The following is a 20,303-nucleotide window of genomic DNA, read 5'->3' as shown; positions in this document are numbered from 1 at the left end:
ACTTATAGCGCGTCGACGACCTCGTCGATCTGAAGTTTCAGGCTTTGCAGACCACCACCCGACAGGTACCAAAGTGCGGGCGTTAGCACTACCAGGCGAGTCTCTGACGCGCCTGCATCCGATAACGCCTGCTCTAGCGCTTGTGTATCGGCAGCATCGTTACCGATGGCTGCGCTACGATCCACTACGAGCAGTACATCGGGATTGATTTCACCAATGGCTTCCATGGTGAGTGGTGTAAATGTGCGGTTGCCGCGCTGTACGCTGGTGACGCTGTCCGGCATTTCCAGTTTTTTGATACCCAGCACATCGTGCACGACCGGATGCGTATTTAGGCCCAGATTGCCATCGTTATGGGTCACAACCAGTACGCGTAATGCTTCATCCAACGCCTCGCGCTGACGTTCAATATCGGCATGCAGCGCTTCAAGAGCTTCTTCGGCGCGCTCTTCAGCCTCTACTTTGCTGGCGATCTGACGTACGTTGTCATCAAAGGCAGCCAGGTAATCGTCACCTTGTAAGCTGGTATTCATCAGCGGTGCAATCTCTTCAAATTCAGCTTCCCAGTCACCCTGGCGGCCAGTGTAAAGGATAAGGGTTGGCTCGCTTTGCGCGACAGCTTCAAGATTAGGGTCGCGCAGGCCGCCAAGGTCGGTATAAGCATCAGCGTTATATTTTGAAAGGTAATCAGGCAGTACTTGCTTGGGAATACCGACTACCTGCTCGCTAGCGCCGAGTGCATCAAGCGTATCCAAGCTGCCTAAATCGAAGGTGGCGATACGCTCCTGAGCATGAGCAATGGAGCTAACAGCGGTGAAAATCAGCGATGCAGCAAGAACCTGAGACTTCATGGATATTCCTTTTATGAGAAGATGTTTTATATGAGATATGTTCTCATAGTCTCAAGGAAGCCCTGCTTTGTCTTTATCTACATGAGGAACAGCGCGTTGCGAAATTTGATACGCCGCTGAAGTGAAAAATAAAATGAATATAAAAAAATTAAAATAAAAAGCTTAATTTTAATCAATGAGGCCTGTGTCACTCCAGGGTAAAGGAGATTGCCTTGCTTGCCGGTGTGTTAGGTAGATGCGCTATTTTTATGAGATGACTCTCAATAAGCTAATGCCGGTGGGGTTAACGAAGTCATATGGCCTTTTAGCGAGGGCTTGCTTATAGGTAGTCTTTTTTTGTTATTTAATAATTAAGAGTTATTGCGTTATCGTTTTTAAAACTCATATCGAGACATTTAAAATGCTACTTATTGGTTGTTTTTAGTTATATCTAAGTTTTAAATTTTGCGTTGACGTAATGTGATTCAGAGTGTTTATTGGAAGGAGCAATGCTTCTCAATAGTTATATTAGATGATTTTTATTTAAATAAATGATATCTATTGGAAAAAAACGATACTCAGATGAATCAAGCCACTTTATTATTGTCAGTCGTGATGAGCTGTATGGTTTTTATTTTTCCTATGAATAATTTAATTAACCAGTTAACAGGATAAGAACTGGTGTCGTTAGTTTATGGCTGGCTGTGGCCATATATTAATTATACCTTCTTTTTAATGTTGACTAAGGTCGATGCACTATGCCCGTTTTGAATGCATTGGTTCAGTATGATGAAGATAAAGGGCGCGAAAGAATATCTTATACCTCCTTTCGTCGTCAGCGCCGCAATGTTTACATTTTATATATTCTTGCTTCGCTGTTGCTGTGCAGCCTCTTTGCTTGGTTACTTTACGAGCAGCGTCTGCAAGAACTCAATTCCGTAGAGTCTCACAGCGCTGCCCGGTCAAGCATTATCAGCGAGTGGGTGAAAAGTGTCTTCTCACAAAGTAATCAGGCGCTTTTAAGTGTTGATGAACTCGCTGATCTTCAGGGGATGCCCATTGAAGCCACAGCAGGACAAATGGTAAAAGCGCTAAATGATCGGCGTCACTATGCACCGTTAGTCCAAGGGATTAGTTTGCTTGATACTCAGGGTACTGTACTTGCCAGCAGTGGCAATAACCGTTATGAGGGGATTAATTTAAGTGATAGTGATTTCTTTAAGATCTTAAGCAATCCTGATAATAGTCGTCAGGAAGACGTAGTCACTCCGCTTCAATGGACGGGGGAGGAGCCTGCGTACGTACTTTATCATGCACGACGCTTAACCGATCAAACGGGCTCCTTTATGGGCGTAGCGGTGGCGAGCGTAGCCCCTCAAATATTTGCAGATACCATTAACCAAATGCAAATAGAGGCCGGTGAAAGTATCGCCTTGATTGACCCAACGCTTAGGTTAATCGCCAGGAACCCTGGCCTAGATGAGCACACGCAAATAGGGGCGCAGCTAGATGGACCCACCGTGCAACGTATTGTGGATAGCGGTCAATTGCTCTGGTCAAACACCATGTGGTCTTCTTTGGATAATCGAGAGCGTTTTTTTTGGATACAGAAAGTCCAGGGTTATCCGTTGTGGATAGTGGTCGGCATGGATATGGAACAGATTCTGGCACAGTGGTATCAGCGATTAGCTATTTTAGTTGGCATCTGGGCCTGCATTGTCGTACTCGGAGCTTGGGGAGTACGTCATTACGTCAATCGGCTAAAACTCGCCTTGTTATTACAGTATCGCCTTCAGGAGCTTGAACAGGCACGCGCTCGAGCTCAAGCAGGAGAAGCCCATCTTCAGGCACTTATTGACTCTATTCAGGATCTGATTTTTGTTTTTAACACGCAAGATCGGATTACCTATATGCATGTATTGCATAATGAAATGACAATAAAGGGCGACACTGGCTTGATCGGGAAACACTATAACGAGATTCTTTCGCCTGATTTAACCAAACGCTTTAATGCTGTGTTCGAGCAGGTAAAGTGGCATCGCAAAGCCGTCACTATTGAATATCCGCTGATGGTGCTCAATGGAGAACTGTTTTTTCAGGCAGTGGTAAGCCCTCTGGTGCGTGCCGATGGCAGCTTCTCGGGTACATTGGTGGTGGCGCGGGATATCACGGAAGCGAAAAAGAGCGAAATAGAACTGAGCATTGCTGCGGCATCGTTTCAAGCCCATTTGGGCATTATTATCACCGATGCCCAAGGCACGATACTTAAAGCAAACCCTACGTTCACCCAAATTACCGGCTATGCCGAAGACGAGGTAATTGGTCATAATCCCGATATGTTTGGCGTGAGGCACCATGGGCCTAGCTTCTACCATCAGTTATGGCGCAGCGTAAAAAAATATGGGCGCTGGGAAGGTGAAGTGTGGAGTCAGCGTAAAAACGGTGATGTATTCCCCGAATGGTTGGCGATTAGTTCAATTAGTAATGCTGATAACCAATTGACCCATTACGTGGCGACCATCGTAGATATCAGTGAGCGTAAAGCGGCCGAACAGGAAATCCATCAGCTGGCATTTTTTGATTCTGTCACGGGACTTGCGAACCGTCGGCTGTTTATGGACCGCTTGGAGGTTGCGCTTAAAGAGGTGGTTCGCCACCGCAGCTATGGGGCGCTGCTGTTTATCGATATTGACCATTTTAAGCAAATTAACGATGTTTTGGGCCATCCCATCGGTGATCATCTGCTTAAGGGGGTCGCGCGTCAGCTCAGCCAACAGCTGCGTGAAAGCGATACACTGGCGCGATTGGGCGGAGACGAATTTGCGGTACTGATACAGTCCCTGGATAACGACCCGGTCAAAGCCGCACAGCTTGCAGAGCGCATAGCCCATAAGCTGATGGCAACAATACGGCGTACCAGTACGCTGATCGATCACTCCATCAGCGTGAGCGCCAGCATAGGCATTACGCTTTTAAGCCACTCGCCAACCGGGCAAGATGAGTACCTTCAGCAGGCTGATATGGCGCTCTTTCAGGCGAAGGCGAAGGGGCGCGACACGCTGTGCTTTTTTGACCCCGTGATGCAGGCCGCCCTGTTGGCCTCAATTCATTTGGAGCGCGATTTACGCCAAGCGCTAGTACTTCATCAATGGCAGCTTTACTACCAACTCCAGGTCGATATCAATGGGAATGCCATTGGTGCTGAGGCGCTGTTACGTTGGCAGCATCCAGAGCGTGGTCTCGTCTCTCCAGAAGAGTTTATTCCTTTGTTAGAGAGTACCGGCCTGATCAGTGAAGTAGGCGCATGGGTGCTAGAAAAAGCCTGTTACCAGTTGGCGCTTTGGGCGCAGAATGACCAGCTGTGTCATTTGACCATGTCGGTTAATATTAGCCCGCTGCAGTTTCACGATATTGAATTTATCCCCCATGTTAAGGCTATTTTTAACCGCTCCAAGGCCCCGCTTGAACGCTTAAAGCTTGAAGTGACGGAGTCGCTCTTTTTAGAGCCAGATGACAACGCGCACGATAAAATGCTTAGTTTAAAAGCGCTGGGCGTGCGCTTCTCACTGGACGATTTTGGCACTGGCTACTCATCACTTGCCTATTTGGCGCAGCTGCCATTGGATCAGCTCAAGATCGACCAAACTTTTGTGCAGCAGGTGCTGACCAGTAGCGCTAACGCGGCGATTGTCGAGAGTACTATCGTACTGGCGGAAAGCCTTGATCTGGAGATTATTGCCGAAGGGGTAGAAACCCGAGCACAGCAGGCATGGCTATTGGCCCATGGCTGCTGTGCTTACCAGGGTTACCTGTTTGGTCGTCCTGTTACGCTTGAAGAATTCGAAGCGCAGCTTGCTGCTGCATAATTCTAACTATTTTTATGCAGTTCTAACTATCTTGATGCACTGCCGAGGCGCCAAGCTGTGTCGCGAGTGTCTGGATATTCGGCACGGCGTTACCAAAGGCTTCAGGAATAATCACTTCCAGGCGAGAGTCCTGGCGCCAGGTGCTGCTGTCTATTTCCAGCGCGCCATCGGCACGGTTAAGCCGCTGCCAGCCGCTAGAGGTATGAAAAACCCCTTTGATCCGCGCCTGTCGGGGTAACTCTCCCAGGCAATGCGCTAAGTGATCGATATCAAAACACTCGTTCGGGTGCCAGCGTAAGCCCAGGCTTATATAGCCAAGAGCAGTGCCGGTTTCCTGCTGCGGCGCGCCCTTGGCCGGTGGAAAATCAAAAAAACCACCGTCAAGACTGGGCGGGGCAATAAGTGTGCGGTGCGCTTCAGGCATGGCTAACTCATGTGCATCACTTTGGCCACTGCCCGTTAAGCGCTCCAGCGGCAGGCTGCCGTTAGCGATCTGTTCAATCCATTTGCGTGGCGGCCAGAGCGCTTCAACAAACTGCTGGGCAGCTTGTTGCTGTTGGCTTGTGCACTGATCAAACATGGTAAGCGCCACGGCATCCGCTATGGCCAGCTGATCTTGAAACGTTTCGTGCGTTCGTGCACGCGGGTCGTCCAGGCGGCGAGGGTCTAACGTGGCAATAATATCGTGTACCTCGACCACATCATGGAAAGCTTCGCCACGTAACAGGTCGAGTAACCCCGCCGGATGACCGAGCCCCGAGGGTTCAATAATCACGCGGTCAGGTTTACTTCGTGCGAGCAGATTCACCAACGCCGCCTGGAGTACAAAGGCAAGCTGACAGCACAGGCAGCCACCGGGCAGGCCTTTGATAACGACATCGTCGCGCTGATCAAACATGGCCTGATCAATGCCAATTTGGCCAAACTCATTGACTAGAATGGCCCACTTTTCATCCGCCGGTTTTTGCTCAATCAGGCTGTGAATAAGCGTGGTTTTGCCACTGCCTAAAAAGCCGGTAATGATATGCACCGGCACTTTTTTTGACGCTGCCACGCGTTAACCTCCGGTCATATTCATAAAGCGCACGACCTGAACGTCACCGTCGGTCGTGAAGTGGTGGCGCTCTGGTTTAAGCGGTAGCGCGTTGACTATAGCTTCTTTGAGCCGCGCTATATCACCGGGGTAGCGGCGCATTACTGCGCGCAAATCGACCGAATGCTCATTGCCTAAACAGAGCAGAAGGCGGCCTTCAACGGTGACCCGGACACGGTTGCAGGTGTCGCAAAAATTGTGGCTGTGCGGGGAAATAAAGCCAACCCGGCTGTTGCTATCGGCCATTTTAAAATAGCGCGATGGGCCTGGGGTGGTTTCAGTCGTAGGCGTTAAGGCGTAACGCTTTTCAATCAGCGCTTGAACGTCATCACTTGAATAAAAAGTTTCCGCCCGGGAGTGGTCGGACACGTCGCCCAGCGGCATTTCTTCAATGAAGCTGATATCCAGCCCTTCATTACGCGCAAAATCGACCAGATCCAGCACTTCATCGTCATTGCGGCCTTTGAGAATGACTGCGTTCAGCTTGATGCGCGTAAATCCGGCTTCCTGAGCGGCGTGAATACCGTCAATCACACGCGCTAAATCCCCGGTGCGGGTGAGCTTCTTAAAGCGTTCAGGATCAAGCGAGTCAAGGCTGATATTGAGGCGACGCAGCCCGCTGGCATAAAGCCTGCTGGCATGTTTGCGAAGGCTGGCGCCATTGGTCGTCATTGTGAAGTCGTTAAGCCCTGGGAGCGCGCCTATTTCGTCCACAAGCTGCTCGATACCGCGGCGCACCAGGGGTTCGCCACCGGTCAGGCGGATTTTTTCCACGCCCAGCTCGGTAAACGCGCGGGCAATCTGGCTGATCTCCTCAAGCGTTAGCACCTGCGCACGCGGGAGAAAGGTCATTTCTTCACTCATGCAGTACACGCAGCGGAAATCGCAGCGGTCGGTCACCGAGATGCGGACATAGCTAACCCGGCGACCAAAGTCATCAATTAGTTGCTCGGTCATTGCCATCTCAAAAGTGGTTGAATGCAGACGATCTCGCCAGCTTGCGCACCGTCCTGATCCGCGGGTAGTTCGATCAGACAGTTAGCGGCGACCATCGAACTTAAAATGCCTGACCCCTGAGCACCGGTGGTGCGTACATGGAGCACACCCTGTGTATCGCTATGATAAACGCCGCGCAAAAAATCGGTGCGCTGGTAGCGGCTTTTAAGCACTTCATCAGCGACAGCGTATAGCCTAGGGGGCGGGGTAATGGCCAATGCCTGCAGGTGGTGTAATAGGGGGACTACAAACTGGTAAAAGGTTACCATGACAGCCACCGGATTACCGGGCAAGCCCATAAAGGGCGTGCGCGACTCGCCCAGCCAGCCACAGGCCAGGGGGCGCCCTGGGCGTAACGCTACCCGCCAGAAAGCCAGCTGCCCCAGTTGTTCAAGCGCTGCCCGGGTAAAATCAGCCTGGCCCGCCGATACGCCGCCACTGGTCAATACCAGGTCGCTCACTTGGGCGGCCTCTGAGAGTGCCGCCTGTATCGCCTGCGGGTTATCCGGAAGAATGCCTAGATCGATAACCTTTGCATTCTGCTCGGTTAATAAGCCCATCAGGGTAAATCGATTGGCATCATAAATGCTGGCGCTTTCGAGCGGCTCGCCAGGAGCCGTGACCTCATCGCCCGTGGAAAACAGCGCAACGGTTGGCTGCTTGACGACCGCGATACTGGCCACCCCTAGTGAGGCGAGCAGACCCATCGCGGGGGCATCCAAACGTTTTCCCTTAGCCAGCGCCATGCTGCCTGCCGCAATATCTTCCCCTGCCATGCGCACGTTCTGGCCACGCTTAACACGCTCAGGCGTATTAATTGTAAGGTGCTGGGCATGCTCGGTGAGCTGCTCGCCCATGATGACCGTGTCGGTACCTAGCGGTAGTGGGGCACCGGTGGTGATATGCACGCAGGCCCCAGGCGGTACGTGTGTGTCAAAAGCGCGCCCGGCGAGCGAGCTGCCGATAAGCGGCCATTGATGTTGAGGCGTATCGGGCCAGGCAAGTGCTACGCCATCCATCGCGGCATTGGTATTTTGCGGGACGTTAATTGGCGCTATAACGTCCTGTGCCAAGCGCCGCCCGTGGGCCTGACTTAAATCGATAACTTCACTGGGCAGGGACTTTTCAATCAGCGCGGACAGCGCTTGGCGAGCCTCTTCCACACTTAACATGTGTTCGCCAAGCTCAAAGCAGGAGAGCGTCACAATGCCCCCTTGGGCGCCATCAGCTGCGCTTCCAGGCGAATTTTATCTTCTTGCGTATTCAGATTGGTAAAGGCATTTGGGCAGTCAGACATATCCACCTGGCTAAGTGCATGGCGTTTATACCACTGTTGGACTTTACGCTCGCCGCTTTTAAGCGCCATATGTAGATCATCAGCAAGCGCTGTGCGTATTAAGGCAACGGTTGGGTGAAGACGCTGGCCATCGAACGCCACTGCGATATCGGCGTTTTGGAGGCCTGCCAGCATTCTTGCGACCACGTTATCTGGAAGCAGAGGCGTATCGCAAGGAGCTATTAGAAGCCACGGCGTACTTGCAGCACACAGTCCGCTATAAATGCCCATTAACGGGCCGTGAAAGCCGGCTTCTACATCGCTGATCACGCGGCCAAATAGGCGGTAGGCATCAATATTGCGGTTAGCGCTAATCAGCAGTTCAGCGACTTGTCCTTCAAGCTTGGCGGCCGTATGGGCAAATAGGGGCAGCCCTGCAAAGGGCTCCAGGCCCTTATCGCGCCCGCCCATGCGGCGGCCTTCACCGCCAGCAAGCACCATGCCGGTTAACGCCTGGGTCGTGATCATCGGCATGCCTCCTGTAACAATGGGCGAGGATTAACAAGATTGGTCAATCAGCCGCGCCACTTCTAAGTGTAGATCCCTTATCGCTATGATGGCGGGCAGGGACCTTATTTGTCTATGCGTTAGATAATTGATGGTAAGCACGATGACCCATATCAATCAGCGGGTTCGCCTGCCTAGGTTATCTAAGTGAACAGCGCCGATAAGCGTTGTCTTTTGGTATGCTGCACGAAAGTTACTTTTCATACGGAGAACGCTAATGTCAGATTTTAACGAGCTTGATCAGGGTACCCGCACCGAGCTTGAGGCTGCCGCCTTTCGTCGCTTACTGCGCCATCTGGACGACAACAAGGATGTTCAGAATATCGATCTGATGATCCTGGCGGATTTTTGTCGTAACTGCCTTTCAAAGTGGATGGTAAACGCGGCGGAAGAGCGCGGTAAGTCGCTGGATTATGAAGCCGCCCGTGAATACGTTTACGGCATGCCCTACAGCGAGTGGAAAGAGCACTATCAGGCAAAAGCAACGCCTGAGCAGCTGGCCGCGCTGGAAGCCCGTCAAGCCAAGAAAGAATATCAGGAGTAAGCCTATGGAGCCGATGGTTGCGCTTAAAATAGCCATACTGACCATTTCAGATACGCGTACTGAAGAGAGCGATCGTTCAGGCCAACTGCTGGTCGAGTGTTTGACAGCAGCGGGCCATCAGCTTGCCGATAAGCGCATTGTGCCAGACGATATCTATCAGATTCGTGCGGTCGTGGCCCAGTGGATTGCCGATGCCGAAGTGCAGGTCGTTATTACCACTGGCGGCACCGGCTTTACCGGCCGAGATTCCACGCCGGAAGCCGTATCGGTGCTGCTGGATAAACGCATCGAAGGGTTTGGTGAACGCTTTCGTCAGCTAAGCGGCGATGAGATCGGCAGCTCGACCATTCAAAGCCGATGTCTGGGTGGGTTAGCCAACGCGACCGTACTATTTTGCCTGCCAGGGTCAACCGGTGCCTGCCGTACGGGCTGGGAGAAAATTTTGAAGGAACAGCTGGATAGCCGCCACAAGCCATGTAACTTTGCCAATCTGGTCATCCCTGGCCGAGGTCAGCATGGCTGATTTGCAGTCGATAAGTGCCGCCCTTGAAGCGTTGCTGGCCGGTGTAAACCCTGTTGAGGCTGAAAGCGTGTCGCTTGACGCCGCCGCTGGGCGAGTACTTGCCGCCGATGTGATGGCGACGTTGAACGTGCCGCCCTTTGATAATAGCGCAATGGATGGCTATGCGCTGCGTGCCAGCGATGCCGGCCAGTGGCTGCCGATTAGCCAGCGTATTGCAGCAGGCGCAAAGTCCGCCCCGCTTGCCCCTGGCAGCTGCGCACGGATTTTTACCGGCGGTGAGCTGCCTGAAGGGGCTGACTGTGTGGTGATGCAGGAGCGCGTCAGCGTTGAGGCTGACAAGGCCTTGATACCGGCGAATATCCCGGTGGATGACAACGTGCGCCGCCAAGGGCGTGATGTTCGTCAGGGCGAATGTCTACTCAAGAAGGGGCTACGCTTGGAAGCGGCGGCGCTCGGGCATTTGGCAGGGCAGGGCATCACCCATGTTAGCGTGCGTTCTCGCCCGCGGGTTGCGCTGCTCTCAACCGGCGATGAGATCGTTGACCCGGGCACGCCGTTGGCGCCGGGTCAGATTTATAACTCTAATCGGCCGATGTTAAAGCGTCTGCTTGAGAATTTTGGAGCTGACGTTGTGCGGGTAATGAGCGTGCCGGATGACTACACCCAGACAGTGGCGCTATTAACCCAGGCGGCCGCCGAGGCGGATGTGGTCGTTAGTACCGGGGGCGTAAGCGTAGGCGAAGAGGACCACGTTAAAGCAGCGCTTGAGCAGTTGGGGCAGATGGATTTATGGCGCCTAGCCATACGCCCAGGCAAGCCTTTGGCATTAGGCCGCGTGCCCCGGGACGATGGAAGTGAAGCTCGGTTTATCGGCTTGCCAGGCAATCCGGTATCGGGGTTTGTGGGTGCCTGGCTTTTTTTGCGCCCGCTTATGGGAGTGCTGATGGCCTGTCCCGCGCTTGCTGAGTTACCCGCGCTAACGGCGACGGCAAATTTTGATACATCGACCGGGCCGCGCCAGCACTATATGCGCGTTTCTCTGCGCTTCACGCCCGTGGGCTTAGTGGCCGATGCGTTTGCCGACCAGAACTCCGGTGTGCTGTCGTCGTGTATTGAGGCCGATGCTTTTGCGGTCATTCCGCCTAATGATCAGGTCAGGCAAGGCGATACCGTTAACTGTTTGTGGCTTGCGGTGTAAGCAAGTGTGCATCCAATAGCAGTACAAGCGTTTGCTGCTCAAAAGTAGCCCCGCACAAGGCAGCATGAGGGCGGCGTGCTTTCAAAAGTGGCGGCAAGGGATGTAGTTCGCTGGCTGCAAATGAGTGCAACGTCACCGGATGACTAACGCCTAATTGCCAACTACCCTCGGTGTCGTTAAGCGTGAGCCAGTGAGTGGCGGGCGCAGTATGTTGAAACAGTAGCGCGGCGGCCTCTATATAACGAGAGGCACGAGGCTGGTCTGACATACTCATGACATGGCGGGCTTCCAAGGCCGCCCGGAATGCCCCTGCGCTGAACAACACCATTGGCACAGCGCCTTGAGGTGCGCTATTACTAAGCAGCTCCAAAGGCATGGCTATCCCAGCCCGTCCTGATAAGCCTTGAACAAGGTTTCAGCATCCAGCAGTACGGCAGTGACGCCTTCGTCGAGTTGCCAAAGAGCGCTGACATACGGGCGCAGCGCACTTGAAAGCGTATCCGGTGGCGGTTGAAGCAGGCTGGTAGGCACATCGCATACATCATCTAGCTGTTCAATACGCACGCCGCTGCAAATGCCTGCTGCCGATACCAGTAAGATCATTCCTGGCTGGGTGCCGCTGGGTAAGGGTAAACCCAGCAAAACGTTGAGTTGAATGACCGACTCAATATGTCCGCGTAGATGCAGCACGCCTTCTGTCGTAGTGGGTAAGCCAGGAACAAAATACACGGGTTGATCATGGCTAATAATTTCTTTAACCACACCGCCAGGGAGCGCAAATCGTTGACCGGCTACTCTAAATAGCACCAGCTGTTGGCTAGGTTCTTCTACATCGACAATAGATACGTTTTCATCATGCTCGGCAAGCGCCTGCTCAAGCGTGAGGCTGCCGGGCTCATTCGCAGGCGGAGGCGTCATGATCTAACTCCTGGCTGGTCGTTACCTGGTTGCGTCCTTGACGTTTTGCGCGGTAAAGCGCTTGGTCGGCGGCTAAGCGCAGTGACTGGGTAGAGGGATGGGCGGGGAAGTCACTGATCCCAACGCTAAAGGTACAGCGAAAGCTCACTTCGCCAGCATAAAAATCCACTTGTCCAAAGTCATTGCGCAAGTTGTCCATTAATTTAACCGCTTGCTCGGTGCTTACGTCCTTTAGCAAAACGACGAATTCTTCGCCTCCATACCGGCCAATAATATCAGATAGCCGAAAGCGTGTTTTCAGTAGCCTTGCCAAGGTGATAATGACTTGATCACCGGCTAGATGACCATAGGTATCGTTCACTTCTTTAAAATGATCGATATCGATCATTGCCATGGCGTGTTGGCGGCCATTGCGGTGCGCCTGGATTAACGCTTTATTGATTAAATCAGTCGTCGTGCTGTGATTGTAAAGGCCGGTCATACTATCTTGGGTCATGAGCGAGCGTAGCAGGCGCAGGCGCTCAGCGCGCAAGTGGACCGCTGAAACGAGCTCGGCGGGTATGACAGGCTTGGTAATAAATGCCTCAACCCCCGCCGTCATCGCCGACATTTGCTTCTGGCTATCGGTTTCGCTGGAAAGATAAATAATCGGTAGGCCAACATGTTCGGGCTGCTGGCGAATAATGGTCGCCAGCTCTTCGCCCGAGCAAACCGGCATATACACATCCACCAGCATTAAATCGGGGCAAAAACGCTCAAGTGCACTGAGCGCATCGTTAGGATGATATACCTGCTGGACCACCATGCCAGCTTCTTCAAGCAGCAGCGCATGGTATTCGGCCGCCTCGCTCTCATCATCGACAATTAAAATGCGTAGCGGCTCTTCACTTATGGGGGAGGTGAGCTCATCAATTGCGAGCATCAAATCAAGAGGCTTGACCGGCTTGGTGAAATACCCGTCACACCCGGCACGCACCGCACTTAGGCGTGAATGGAAATCGCCGTGGCCGGATAGAACGATTGATGGTAACTGCTCCCCGGTCAGCTTATTTAAACTGGTTAACGTCTCGGTACCCGCCGTTTGGCCATGGGGAAACTGCACATCCATAATGACGGCATCGGGGCGGCGGGTCAGCACGGCATTAAAAAATGATTCGGTAGTGGCAAAGTGAACGACTTCATGGCCGAAGCAGCGCAAATGGTGCATCAGCGAATTAATATGCTCAGGTTCATCGTCACATAAATAAATAAGCCGTTGGCGTTTGCTGCGCTTCTGTTCAGGCTGGTGTGGGAATTCAACGCTATTGAGACCTGCCATAGCGGCTTGCTGACCCTGGTGGGTTTGCAGGTACACCAGCTCGTCTTTTAACTGGTTAAGAAGATTAACGATACGCGTATCAATGTCGGCCCTTTGAGGGTCAGTGGTCAGTGCTTCTTCTGCCTGCTCAGCAAACAGCGCAATACGCTCAAAGCCTAATGACCGTCCGGTTCCCTTAAGGCTATGGAAAAAGCGATGAAGATCAGGCGCAAGGCGTGACTCTGCCTCGCTTGATTTAAGGCTTAACTGCCACTGTTCAGTGGTTTTCTCCAATCGCGCAGGAAGTTGGTTGATAAAACGCTGGCGCAGTTGGTTAAGCTTTTCATGCAGCGAAAGGGCCGGTGGTGACATCAGGCTACCTGAGCAGTTGGGCGAACATCATAAGCATATCAAATGTTATCGACTAATGGCTGAATGCATGATTAATGGCTTGGGCTAACGTGCTATCGAGATTGTCATCTTTTTGTAAGCAGGCGGTTAAATGAGGATTATCCAGGGCGCGGGGTGGTGGCGCATCTCCGGTCAGTAAAATAAACGGTAGCGTGACTTCCTGCTCGCGCAGCATCTCTAAAAGGGCGAGTCCATCAATCAGCGGCATATGCATATCGCTGACGATAAGCTCGATATCAGGCGTACTGTCCAGTTGGCTAACCGCTTCCATGGCGTCGGGGGTTATCACTACTTCATGGCCTAACGCTTCAAGGTATGCTGCCGTAATTTCACCCGCCAATGGGTCGTCGTCTACGACCAGAATATGCATGTAATGCCTCATTTAAATGAAAGATAATACGCTAACCGAGTAAGGCTTTAAGCGTATCTACCAAGTTATTTTGGTCAAAGCTGCCTTTGACAATATATGCGTCAGCACCCACTTCGATACCGCGCCGACGGTCGGCTTCTTTTTCCCGCGACGTGATAATAATAATTGGCTTATGAGAATAAAGCTCGCTTTCACGCAGTCGGGCGGTAAGCGCAAAGCCATCCATGATGGGCATTTCAATATCGGTCAGTACGGCATCAAAGGGTTCCGCGAGCGCTTTGGACAGGCCGTCTCTGCCGTTTTCAGCCAGCGTTACCTGATAACCCCAGGCCTCTAACACGTCTTTTTCAATTTCGCGGGTATTCAATGAGTCATCCACCACTAAAATGCGGTGTGCCTGTGGCGAAGGCGTTGTTTCATAGGCAGTGCGCTGTGTGGAACGTCGACTGCGTTCAATGAGAGCGGGTACATGCAATAGGCTGATCAGCTCGTTACGCCCTTGGGAGACCATGCCAGAAACCAGGGGTAAATGGCGTAAATGTAACGGTAACGGTTTAATTACCATATCACGTTCGTCAACTAGCGCATCGACCATCAAGGCGAGCTTTTGATGACGTTGGTGAACTACAAGTAACAGCACTTCCGGCACTTGCGCTTGGGGCGTGGGAAGCTCGAGCAGGTCGGCCAGGGCAATGACTGGCACAAACTCATTGCGTAGGATCAGCGTGGTTTGCCCCGCAGCATCAATAAACGTCTCGGGCGAGCGTTTAACGAGTTCTGCTACAAAAGGCGCGGTGACGCCTAGGGTAAGGCCTCCAACGCTGATTAATAAAACGCGCATCATGGCAAGCGATAGCGGTAGACGCAGGGTGAAACGAGCGCCGTCCCCCGGTTCACTGCTTAACTGAATATCCCCGCTTAGCTCATCCACCACGGTGCGTTTAACCACATCCATGCCTACACCACGGCCCGAGAAATCGGTAATCATGGCTTTCGTTGAGAAGCCAGGCAGAAAGATCAAATCCAACGTTTCCTGCTCGCTAAGTGCCGCTAACGCTTCTTCGCTGATCAGTTGCTTGGTAAGCGCTTTTTGGCGTACCGCTTCTAAACAGATGCCCGCGCCGTCATCATGCATTTCAACGATCACCCAGCCACCATCCTGCCAGGCTTCCAGCGTCAGCTGGCCACGCGCCGGTTTGCCCTTTGCCTGACGCTCGTGGGGAGACTCAATGCCATGGTCGAGTGCGTTACGCAGCAGGTGAATGAGCGGATCTGACAGGCGATCAATCATCTGCCTATCAAGCTCAATTTCACTACCTCGTACCCGGCAGTCAACGTGTTTGCCCAATGAATGGGCAAGCTCTCTGGCCATTTGCGATAGTGGGTCAAACACAACGTTAAGGGGCAGCATTCGCATCTGCAGTGCGCGATCGTGGAGGTCACTCATCAAGGTGTCGTGGGCTAAAACGCTATCTTTTAGCTCGCGGTTAAACGCGTTAAACGGAGCCTGTTTATCCGCCGGTAATGTAGCGCTTAATTCACTCGCCTGGACCACTAGGCTGTGTAGGTGATGGTGCCCAGAAAGTACTTCGCCCATCAAGCGAATCACATCGTCCAGGCGGTCAAGACGCACGCGAACGGTATCGCTTAGGCGTAAATCAGCCGTGGCATTGGAACTCGCCCGTGTCGTTGAGCGGGCGGGCGCTTCCGTCAGTGGCGCTGAAATCTCTAGAGGTGGCTCAACCTCTTCAGATGCCCCCTCAGGCAGAGGCTGACGGTTACTGGCTGCCTGTTCAAGCGCCTGACAGAGCGCTGCATCGGCTTCAGGCAGCGATTCGGGCGCAGCTCCTTGAGTTAACTGATTGATCATGTCCGCCAGGCCGTCAGTCGCTTGGTTAAGCAGGCTGATGACCTGGGCATTGGTGGTTTGGGTGCCATCGCGCAGCGCACTAAGCAGCTCTTCCGTACTATGCGCAAGTGCTGTGATCGGAAAAAGCTTAAGCATCCGTGAGGAGCCTTTAAGCGTATGCGCGGAGCGAAACAGCTCGTTAATCAACTCCTGGTCGGCCTGGCCCTGTTCTAACGCATTAATTCCCTTGCGTAGACGGGGCAGGTGATCTGCGGCTTCTTCTATAAACCGTTGTATAAATCGCCGGATATCCAGTGCCATTAGCCCACTCCCTGTGTGGCAAGCATTGTGTTTAGGTAGCGCTTTGCTAAAAAATACGCATCGCCTGGAGGAAGAGGTGACGCGATGGTCTGTAGGCTACCGTTTGCAGTGGGCGTTTCATTGAGTAATCGGACAACCGTGCTATAGCCCTGCTGGCGCTGAATAGGGTCATCGGTTAGTTCGCCCTGACGAAAAAGCTCGGCTTTATAAAAATGCGCTGGCCAGCAGTCAGGGGCGACATAGATAGCCCGTTTGAAAAACGTGTAAGCCTCCTCAAACGCGTTTCGCCACCGCGCCACAAGCCCAGCCAGAAGCAGTGTGTCCACAGACCAGGGGTGTTGGGCCAACAGCTCTTCAAGTAGGTCGGCGGCTTCCTGAAAAGCATTTTGATTAAGCAGTTGGTGGGCACGTTGGAGCTGGTTACTAAAAGACGCATCTGAAGGCGACGGCACTTCTTCAAAAGCCGCAGGACTATTTGTAACAACAGTAATAGCCGGTGCTGTGTGGGTAAGTATTTGCCGTTCAGGCTCAACCCGAGACTCAATCTGAGGCTCAACACTGGACGGGAGAGCAGAAATTTTGAAAGGCTGAAAATAGAAAAGGCCTTGAGTCTGAACCAGTTCTAATACGCCTAAGTCGTTACCCAGCGTTTCCGTAACACCGCACAGCAGAATGCCTTCAGGGGCAAGCCGCTGATGTAAATGTTGTTGGATACGTCGCCGCGTTGGCTCATCGAAATAGATAGAAACGTTACGAAAAAGAATAACGTCAAAAGGGCCATGCGCATTAACGCTTTCAGGCTGTAGTAGATTAAAAGGGTGGAACGTTACCCAGGAGCGTAATGACTCGCAGATCTTATAATGGTTTTGATGATGACTGAAATAGCGTTGCTTGAGCGCCGGATGCAGTGCGCGAAACGCCAAGCCGCTATAGATACCCTGGCGCGCCTTGGCCAGCACTTGCTGGTCTACATCGCCTCCCGATAGGGTGAATAGCTGGGTGGCACGTTCGCCGTAGCGCTCAAATAGCGCCATTGCCAAGCTATAAGGCTCCTCGCCCGATGAACACCCTGCACTTAGAATAGCAAGCGGCGCGCCTTTCTCGGCCAAACGTTGGGGCAAGTAGGTGTCAACCAGCCAGTTAAGGGCCTTGGGCTCGCGGAAGAAGTACGTTTCGTTAATCGTCAGGTGGCTAATAAACGTATCAAACAGGGCGTCATCCAGCTCAAGCTTGGCGATCATTAAAGCTGCATCGCTTAGCCCCGTTATACTGGAGAGTATTTCAATGGCTTTGCTTAGCCGGGCTTCTGCGACACCTTCCAGCTGTAACCCACAACGCTTTAACACTAGCGCTTTAAACAGGGGCAGCGTGTTCATAACGGTGCTTGCCATAGAGGCTCGTTGCCGCGCACTTCACAAAGCAAGCGGTCAGGCAGATCTTCAAGAGCCAATATATGTTGAATGACGCCTGCGTTAACCGCTTCCTGATTCATGCCATAAATCACCGAGCTAGCTTCATCCTGAGCAAGCGTTTGACCGCCCGCCAGCTGAATTGAGCGCATGCCGCTTACCCCATCGCGTCCCATGCCCGTTAGAATTAGGCCTATCGCATCTGCTCCATATACGTTGGCAACGCTCGTCAGCAGTATGTCGCCGCAGGGATGATAAAGCGCATTGGCCGGGCTTTCCTGAAGCTGAAAGCGGTGTTGTGAGGTAACGCAGAGATCGCTTTCTGATGGCGATAAGTACACCCTTCCAGGCAGCAGGCGCTCGCCGTGCCGGCCAACACTGACCGGCATGGCGCATAGTGTTGCTAGCCACCGCGCCATGCCTTCAATAAACCCGTGGCTGATATGCTGGGCGATCACGATCGGGGCGGGAAACGTGGCTGGCAAGCGGTTAAGCAGACGCGCCAGGGCTTGAGGACCGCCCGTTGAGCAAGCAATCGCGATAATCCGTCGAAAACCTCGGGACGCAGTTGCATTGACGGCCGTCGTGGCAGTCCGCACCGGGGGTGGTGGGGTGGTATAGCGGCGGCGCAGCCGAGTAATTACTGCCACGCCTGATAATAGCCGCACCCGCGCCAGCAGCCATTCAGCATCGTCACTTTCCAGCATGGGCTTGGGCATGACCTCAAGCGCGCCCACCTCAAGCGCTTGATAAGCCGTTTGGGCATCCGCGCGATCGCTGACCACCAAAATTGGCACTCCTTTGGTGTGCATGATCTCTTCGATAGCGCTCATGCCGTCCATATCGGGCATGTTGAGATCCATGGTAATCAGCTGTGGTGATAAGCGTCGGGCAAGCTCGACGGCTTCAAGGCCGTTGCTTGCTTCGCCGACAATTTCAATATCGCCATCACGAGTGAGAATCGCGCGCAACACATCGCGAGCCACGCGGCTATCATCTGCAATCACAACCCGAATGGCTCTCATCGTGGCGTCCTCATGAGCGGCGTGAATTATCTGCTCCTTGTTGTGCCAGAGTAAACTCTTGTACCAACGAGTTGAGTTCCGCTGACATTTGAATCATCTCTTGGCTGATCTCAGTAATACTGCGTACCGATTGAGCACTGCGGGAACTGGCCATATCAATATCGCGCAGCGCAATGACTACCTGATTACTGGCGGTTTTTTGCTGCTGCGTGGACAGCGATATCTGCTGAGCCGCGCTGCTGGTCTGGCTTGCTGCCTTGAGCAGGGCATCTAGATCCTGCGCGGTACTCATGCTGACTTCAACGCCTTCTTCAATAGAAGAGGCGCCTTTCTCAGAGGCCACCACCAAACGGTTGATGGCGCTCTGGATATCGTCAGTGTGGCTCTCGATCTCCTGGGTGGAGTCCGTCACGCTATCTGCTAAGCGGCGAATTTCACTTGCCACGACCGAGAACCGGCGGCCTGACTCACCGGCACTTGACGCTTCAAGTGCTGCGTTAAACGCAATTAGCTTGGTTTGGGCCGCCAGTGTATTGATCAGCTCCATCACCTTGTTGATCTGTTTAGATTTGGCGCCTAACGCGACAATTTCCGCCAGGCTATGCTCGCTGTCACTACGTATATTCTGCATTTTTACCTGCAGCAGCTGCATGGCCGTGCTGCCTTTACGGCTACGCTCAAGGGTGTGATTGGCAACGTCTACCACCGACTGGGAATGATCGGCAATTTGGGTCGACGATGTGGAAAGCTCTTCCATGGTCGAGGTGATCTCGGCAACCGATGAGGCCATTTCTTCAACGGCGGCGGCCATGGTCTGATTGGCTTCATGGGTAATGTCGCCGCCATGAACGCCTGACAATCCGGCCGTTTGAGCCAGTTGGTCAGCTACTCGCGTCAGCGCATGAGCATTATTGGAAACGGCCAGAATCGCCCGTGATAAACGCTCTAACAGCGCATTGGTTTGGTTGGCCAAATCACCAAGCTCCGCTCGGTCGTCCGTTTCAACACGCCGGGAAAGATCCAGGCTATGAGTAATTTGCTTTAACTGACGCTGAAAGTGAATAAGCGGTCGAATGAGCCTGCCGGTGAGCGGGTAGAGGATCACTAGGCCGATCAACAGGATTAATAACCCAATCCCTGTTGAAGCTAAAAAGCGCTCACGGGAGGCTGTTAAGTACTCTGACTTGGAGACTTCCACCTTTAAGTAGCGCTGTAGCTGCGGCAGCCACACCGTACTCATCAAATAGACATGGTTGTCGCGTTCAATCTCGTACACCGTTGAGGTATTGCCCTGTTGTGCCAGTTGCTCAGGCGTTTGGCTACGCAGCGCCTCAATATCGGTTTCATCGCTACGCACCAGCAGTTCGCCTTCAGCGTTTAGCAGGGCAGCACGGCCCGTTTTTCCCAGACGGAAGTTTTCAATCAGAAGAGCAAGGCGTGACAAATCAAGACCTGCGCCCGCTACCAGCAGCGGGCGGCCATTGACGGCGTTTTGAGTGCTACGGAAGTTCAAAAAGACAAAGGCCTCCTCTGTCGAGAACGTGTCATTGTCTAAATTCAGCTCAAAAAGTTCCCCGTTGTCAGTGAACTGATAATACCAATCGTCGGCGCCTCCAGTAGGCTCAAGGGTACGCTGTAAAAACTCGCCATCACGATACTGAAAGTAGTAGCCACGGCCCTGGTATTGCGCGGCAATAAACAGAAGTTCGGTACCCAACTGGTCCATCATGCGCGATAGATAGATTTCTACTTCAGCCTGACGCTCTTCTGGAAAACCGTCACGCGTCCACTGCTCGATAAAGTAGCTATT

17 protein-coding genes are annotated in these 20,303 nt (G+C 52.8%); 4 read left to right on the top strand and 13 right to left on the bottom strand.

The window, feature by feature from the left end:
• Positions 1-2 precede the first annotated feature (2 nt).
• Positions 3-851, bottom strand: coding sequence for an ABC transporter substrate-binding protein (locus ACT3XD_RS03315; RefSeq protein WP_192536576.1), 849 nt, complete (start codon positions 849-851; stop codon positions 3-5).
• 737 nt (positions 852-1,588) lie between these two features.
• Between ACT3XD_RS03315 and ACT3XD_RS03310 the strand changes: the two genes are divergently transcribed.
• Entirely contained in the window at positions 1,589-4,696 is a 3,108-nt protein-coding gene (locus ACT3XD_RS03310) for an EAL domain-containing protein (protein WP_192536575.1), read from the top strand.
• Positions 4,697-4,718: 22 nt separating this feature from the next.
• Here ACT3XD_RS03310 and ACT3XD_RS03305 read toward each other — a convergent pair whose 3' ends face one another.
• From ACT3XD_RS03305 to mobA, 4 genes are read right to left on the bottom strand one after another with little or no spacing between them, the layout of a single operon-like run.
• Complete coding sequence (locus tag ACT3XD_RS03305; protein WP_192536574.1) at positions 4,719-5,750, bottom strand: CobW family GTP-binding protein; 1,032 nt, start codon at positions 5,748-5,750, stop codon at positions 4,719-4,721.
• A gap of 3 nt (positions 5,751-5,753) precedes the next feature.
• Positions 5,754-6,746, bottom strand: coding sequence for a GTP 3',8-cyclase MoaA (gene moaA / locus ACT3XD_RS03300; RefSeq protein WP_192536573.1), 993 nt, complete (start codon positions 6,744-6,746; stop codon positions 5,754-5,756).
• Entirely contained in the window at positions 6,743-7,990 is a 1,248-nt protein-coding gene (moeA, locus tag ACT3XD_RS03295; protein WP_192536572.1) for a molybdopterin molybdotransferase MoeA, read from the bottom strand. Before moeA ends, moaA begins: the two co-directional genes overlap by 4 nt.
• Positions 7,987-8,589: a molybdenum cofactor guanylyltransferase MobA gene (gene mobA, locus ACT3XD_RS03290; protein ID WP_192536571.1), complete on the bottom strand. Its 603-nt coding sequence runs from the start codon at positions 8,587-8,589 to the stop codon at positions 7,987-7,989. Before mobA ends, moeA begins: the two co-directional genes overlap by 4 nt.
• Positions 8,590-8,845: 256 nt before the next feature.
• Between mobA and ACT3XD_RS03285 the strand changes: the two genes are divergently transcribed.
• Genes ACT3XD_RS03285 through ACT3XD_RS03275 form a run of 3 tightly spaced genes read left to right on the top strand, consistent with a single transcriptional unit; the run spans position 8,846 to position 10,893 of the window.
• Positions 8,846-9,172: a DUF1244 domain-containing protein gene (locus ACT3XD_RS03285; protein WP_192536570.1), complete on the top strand. Its 327-nt coding sequence runs from the start codon at positions 8,846-8,848 to the stop codon at positions 9,170-9,172.
• 4 nt (positions 9,173-9,176) lie between these two features.
• A complete protein-coding gene (gene moaB / locus ACT3XD_RS03280; protein WP_192536569.1) occupies positions 9,177-9,695 on the top strand; it encodes a molybdenum cofactor biosynthesis protein B in 519 nt (172 codons plus the stop codon).
• Positions 9,688-10,893, top strand: coding sequence for a molybdopterin molybdotransferase MoeA (locus tag ACT3XD_RS03275; protein ID WP_192536568.1), 1,206 nt, complete (start codon positions 9,688-9,690; stop codon positions 10,891-10,893). Before moaB ends, ACT3XD_RS03275 begins: the two co-directional genes overlap by 8 nt.
• Here the strand turns inward: ACT3XD_RS03275 and ACT3XD_RS03270 are convergent.
• From ACT3XD_RS03270 to ACT3XD_RS03235, 8 genes are all read right to left on the bottom strand, one after another.
• Positions 10,868-11,221 carry a hypothetical protein gene (locus tag ACT3XD_RS03270; protein WP_225735995.1) on the bottom strand — a complete coding sequence of 118 codons (354 nt, stop codon included), beginning with the start codon at positions 11,219-11,221 and terminating at the stop codon, positions 10,868-10,870. The two genes, ACT3XD_RS03275 and ACT3XD_RS03270, sit on opposite strands and share 26 nt — an antisense overlap.
• A 50-nt stretch (positions 11,222-11,271) precedes the next feature.
• Positions 11,272-11,811, bottom strand: a complete 540-nt coding sequence (locus tag ACT3XD_RS03265; RefSeq protein WP_192536566.1) for a chemotaxis protein CheW — start codon at positions 11,809-11,811, stop codon at positions 11,272-11,274.
• Positions 11,789-13,480: a diguanylate cyclase gene (locus tag ACT3XD_RS03260; protein WP_192536565.1), complete on the bottom strand. Its 1,692-nt coding sequence runs from the start codon at positions 13,478-13,480 to the stop codon at positions 11,789-11,791. Before ACT3XD_RS03260 ends, ACT3XD_RS03265 begins: the two co-directional genes overlap by 23 nt.
• 52 nt (positions 13,481-13,532) lie before the next feature.
• A complete protein-coding gene (locus ACT3XD_RS03255; RefSeq protein ID WP_192536564.1) occupies positions 13,533-13,889 on the bottom strand; it encodes a response regulator in 357 nt (118 codons plus the stop codon).
• A 31-nt stretch (positions 13,890-13,920) separates the two neighbouring features.
• Entirely contained in the window at positions 13,921-16,059 is a 2,139-nt protein-coding gene (locus ACT3XD_RS03250; RefSeq protein ID WP_192536563.1) for a hybrid sensor histidine kinase/response regulator, read from the bottom strand.
• Positions 16,059-17,435, bottom strand: coding sequence for a CheR family methyltransferase (locus ACT3XD_RS03245; protein ID WP_192536714.1), 1,377 nt, complete (start codon positions 17,433-17,435; stop codon positions 16,059-16,061). Before ACT3XD_RS03245 ends, ACT3XD_RS03250 begins: the two co-directional genes overlap by 1 nt.
• Positions 17,432-18,493 carry a chemotaxis-specific protein-glutamate methyltransferase CheB gene (gene cheB, locus ACT3XD_RS03240; RefSeq protein WP_192536562.1) on the bottom strand — a complete coding sequence of 354 codons (1,062 nt, stop codon included), beginning with the start codon at positions 18,491-18,493 and terminating at the stop codon, positions 17,432-17,434. The genes ACT3XD_RS03245 and cheB overlap by 4 nt, the downstream gene beginning before the upstream one ends.
• Before the next feature lie 10 nt (positions 18,494-18,503).
• On the bottom strand, positions 18,504-20,303 hold a 1,800-nt coding region (locus tag ACT3XD_RS03235; protein WP_444280540.1), incomplete at its 5' end, for a methyl-accepting chemotaxis protein.

Source organism: Halomonas sp. AOP7-B1-5 (assembly GCF_052353045.1).
Lineage (GTDB): Bacteria > Pseudomonadota > Gammaproteobacteria > Pseudomonadales > Halomonadaceae > Vreelandella > Vreelandella colorata.
This window is presented reverse-complemented; position numbering and strand designations above follow the sequence as displayed.

Bases quoted from the DNA above. Each gene is read 5' to 3' on its own strand.
- ACT3XD_RS03315 (WP_192536576.1), bottom strand. From the start codon at position 851: ATGAAGTCTCAGGTTCTTGCTGCATCGCTGATTTTCACCGCTGTTAGC.
- ACT3XD_RS03310 (WP_192536575.1), top strand. From the start codon at position 1,589: ATGCCCGTTTTGAATGCATTGGTTCAGTATGATGAAGATAAAGGGCGC.
- moaA (WP_192536573.1), bottom strand. From the start codon at position 6,746: ATGACCGAGCAACTAATTGATGACTTTGGTCGCCGGGTTAGCTATGTC.
- mobA (WP_192536571.1), bottom strand. From the start codon at position 8,589: ATGATCACGACCCAGGCGTTAACCGGCATGGTGCTTGCTGGCGGTGAA.
- ACT3XD_RS03285 (WP_192536570.1), top strand. From the start codon at position 8,846: ATGTCAGATTTTAACGAGCTTGATCAGGGTACCCGCACCGAGCTTGAG.
- moaB (WP_192536569.1), top strand. From the start codon at position 9,177: ATGGAGCCGATGGTTGCGCTTAAAATAGCCATACTGACCATTTCAGAT.
- ACT3XD_RS03275 (WP_192536568.1), top strand. From the start codon at position 9,688: ATGGCTGATTTGCAGTCGATAAGTGCCGCCCTTGAAGCGTTGCTGGCC.
- ACT3XD_RS03270 (WP_225735995.1), bottom strand. From the start codon at position 11,221: ATGGTGTTGTTCAGCGCAGGGGCATTCCGGGCGGCCTTGGAAGCCCGC.
- ACT3XD_RS03265 (WP_192536566.1), bottom strand. From the start codon at position 11,811: ATGACGCCTCCGCCTGCGAATGAGCCCGGCAGCCTCACGCTTGAGCAG.
- ACT3XD_RS03260 (WP_192536565.1), bottom strand. From the start codon at position 13,480: ATGTCACCACCGGCCCTTTCGCTGCATGAAAAGCTTAACCAACTGCGC.
- ACT3XD_RS03255 (WP_192536564.1), bottom strand. From the start codon at position 13,889: ATGCATATTCTGGTCGTAGACGACGACCCATTGGCGGGTGAAATTACG.
- ACT3XD_RS03250 (WP_192536563.1), bottom strand. From the start codon at position 16,059: ATGGCACTGGATATCCGGCGATTTATACAACGGTTTATAGAAGAAGCC.
- ACT3XD_RS03245 (WP_192536714.1), bottom strand. From the start codon at position 17,435: ATGAACACGCTGCCCCTGTTTAAAGCGCTAGTGTTAAAGCGTTGTGGG.
- cheB (WP_192536562.1), bottom strand. From the start codon at position 18,493: ATGAGAGCCATTCGGGTTGTGATTGCAGATGATAGCCGCGTGGCTCGC.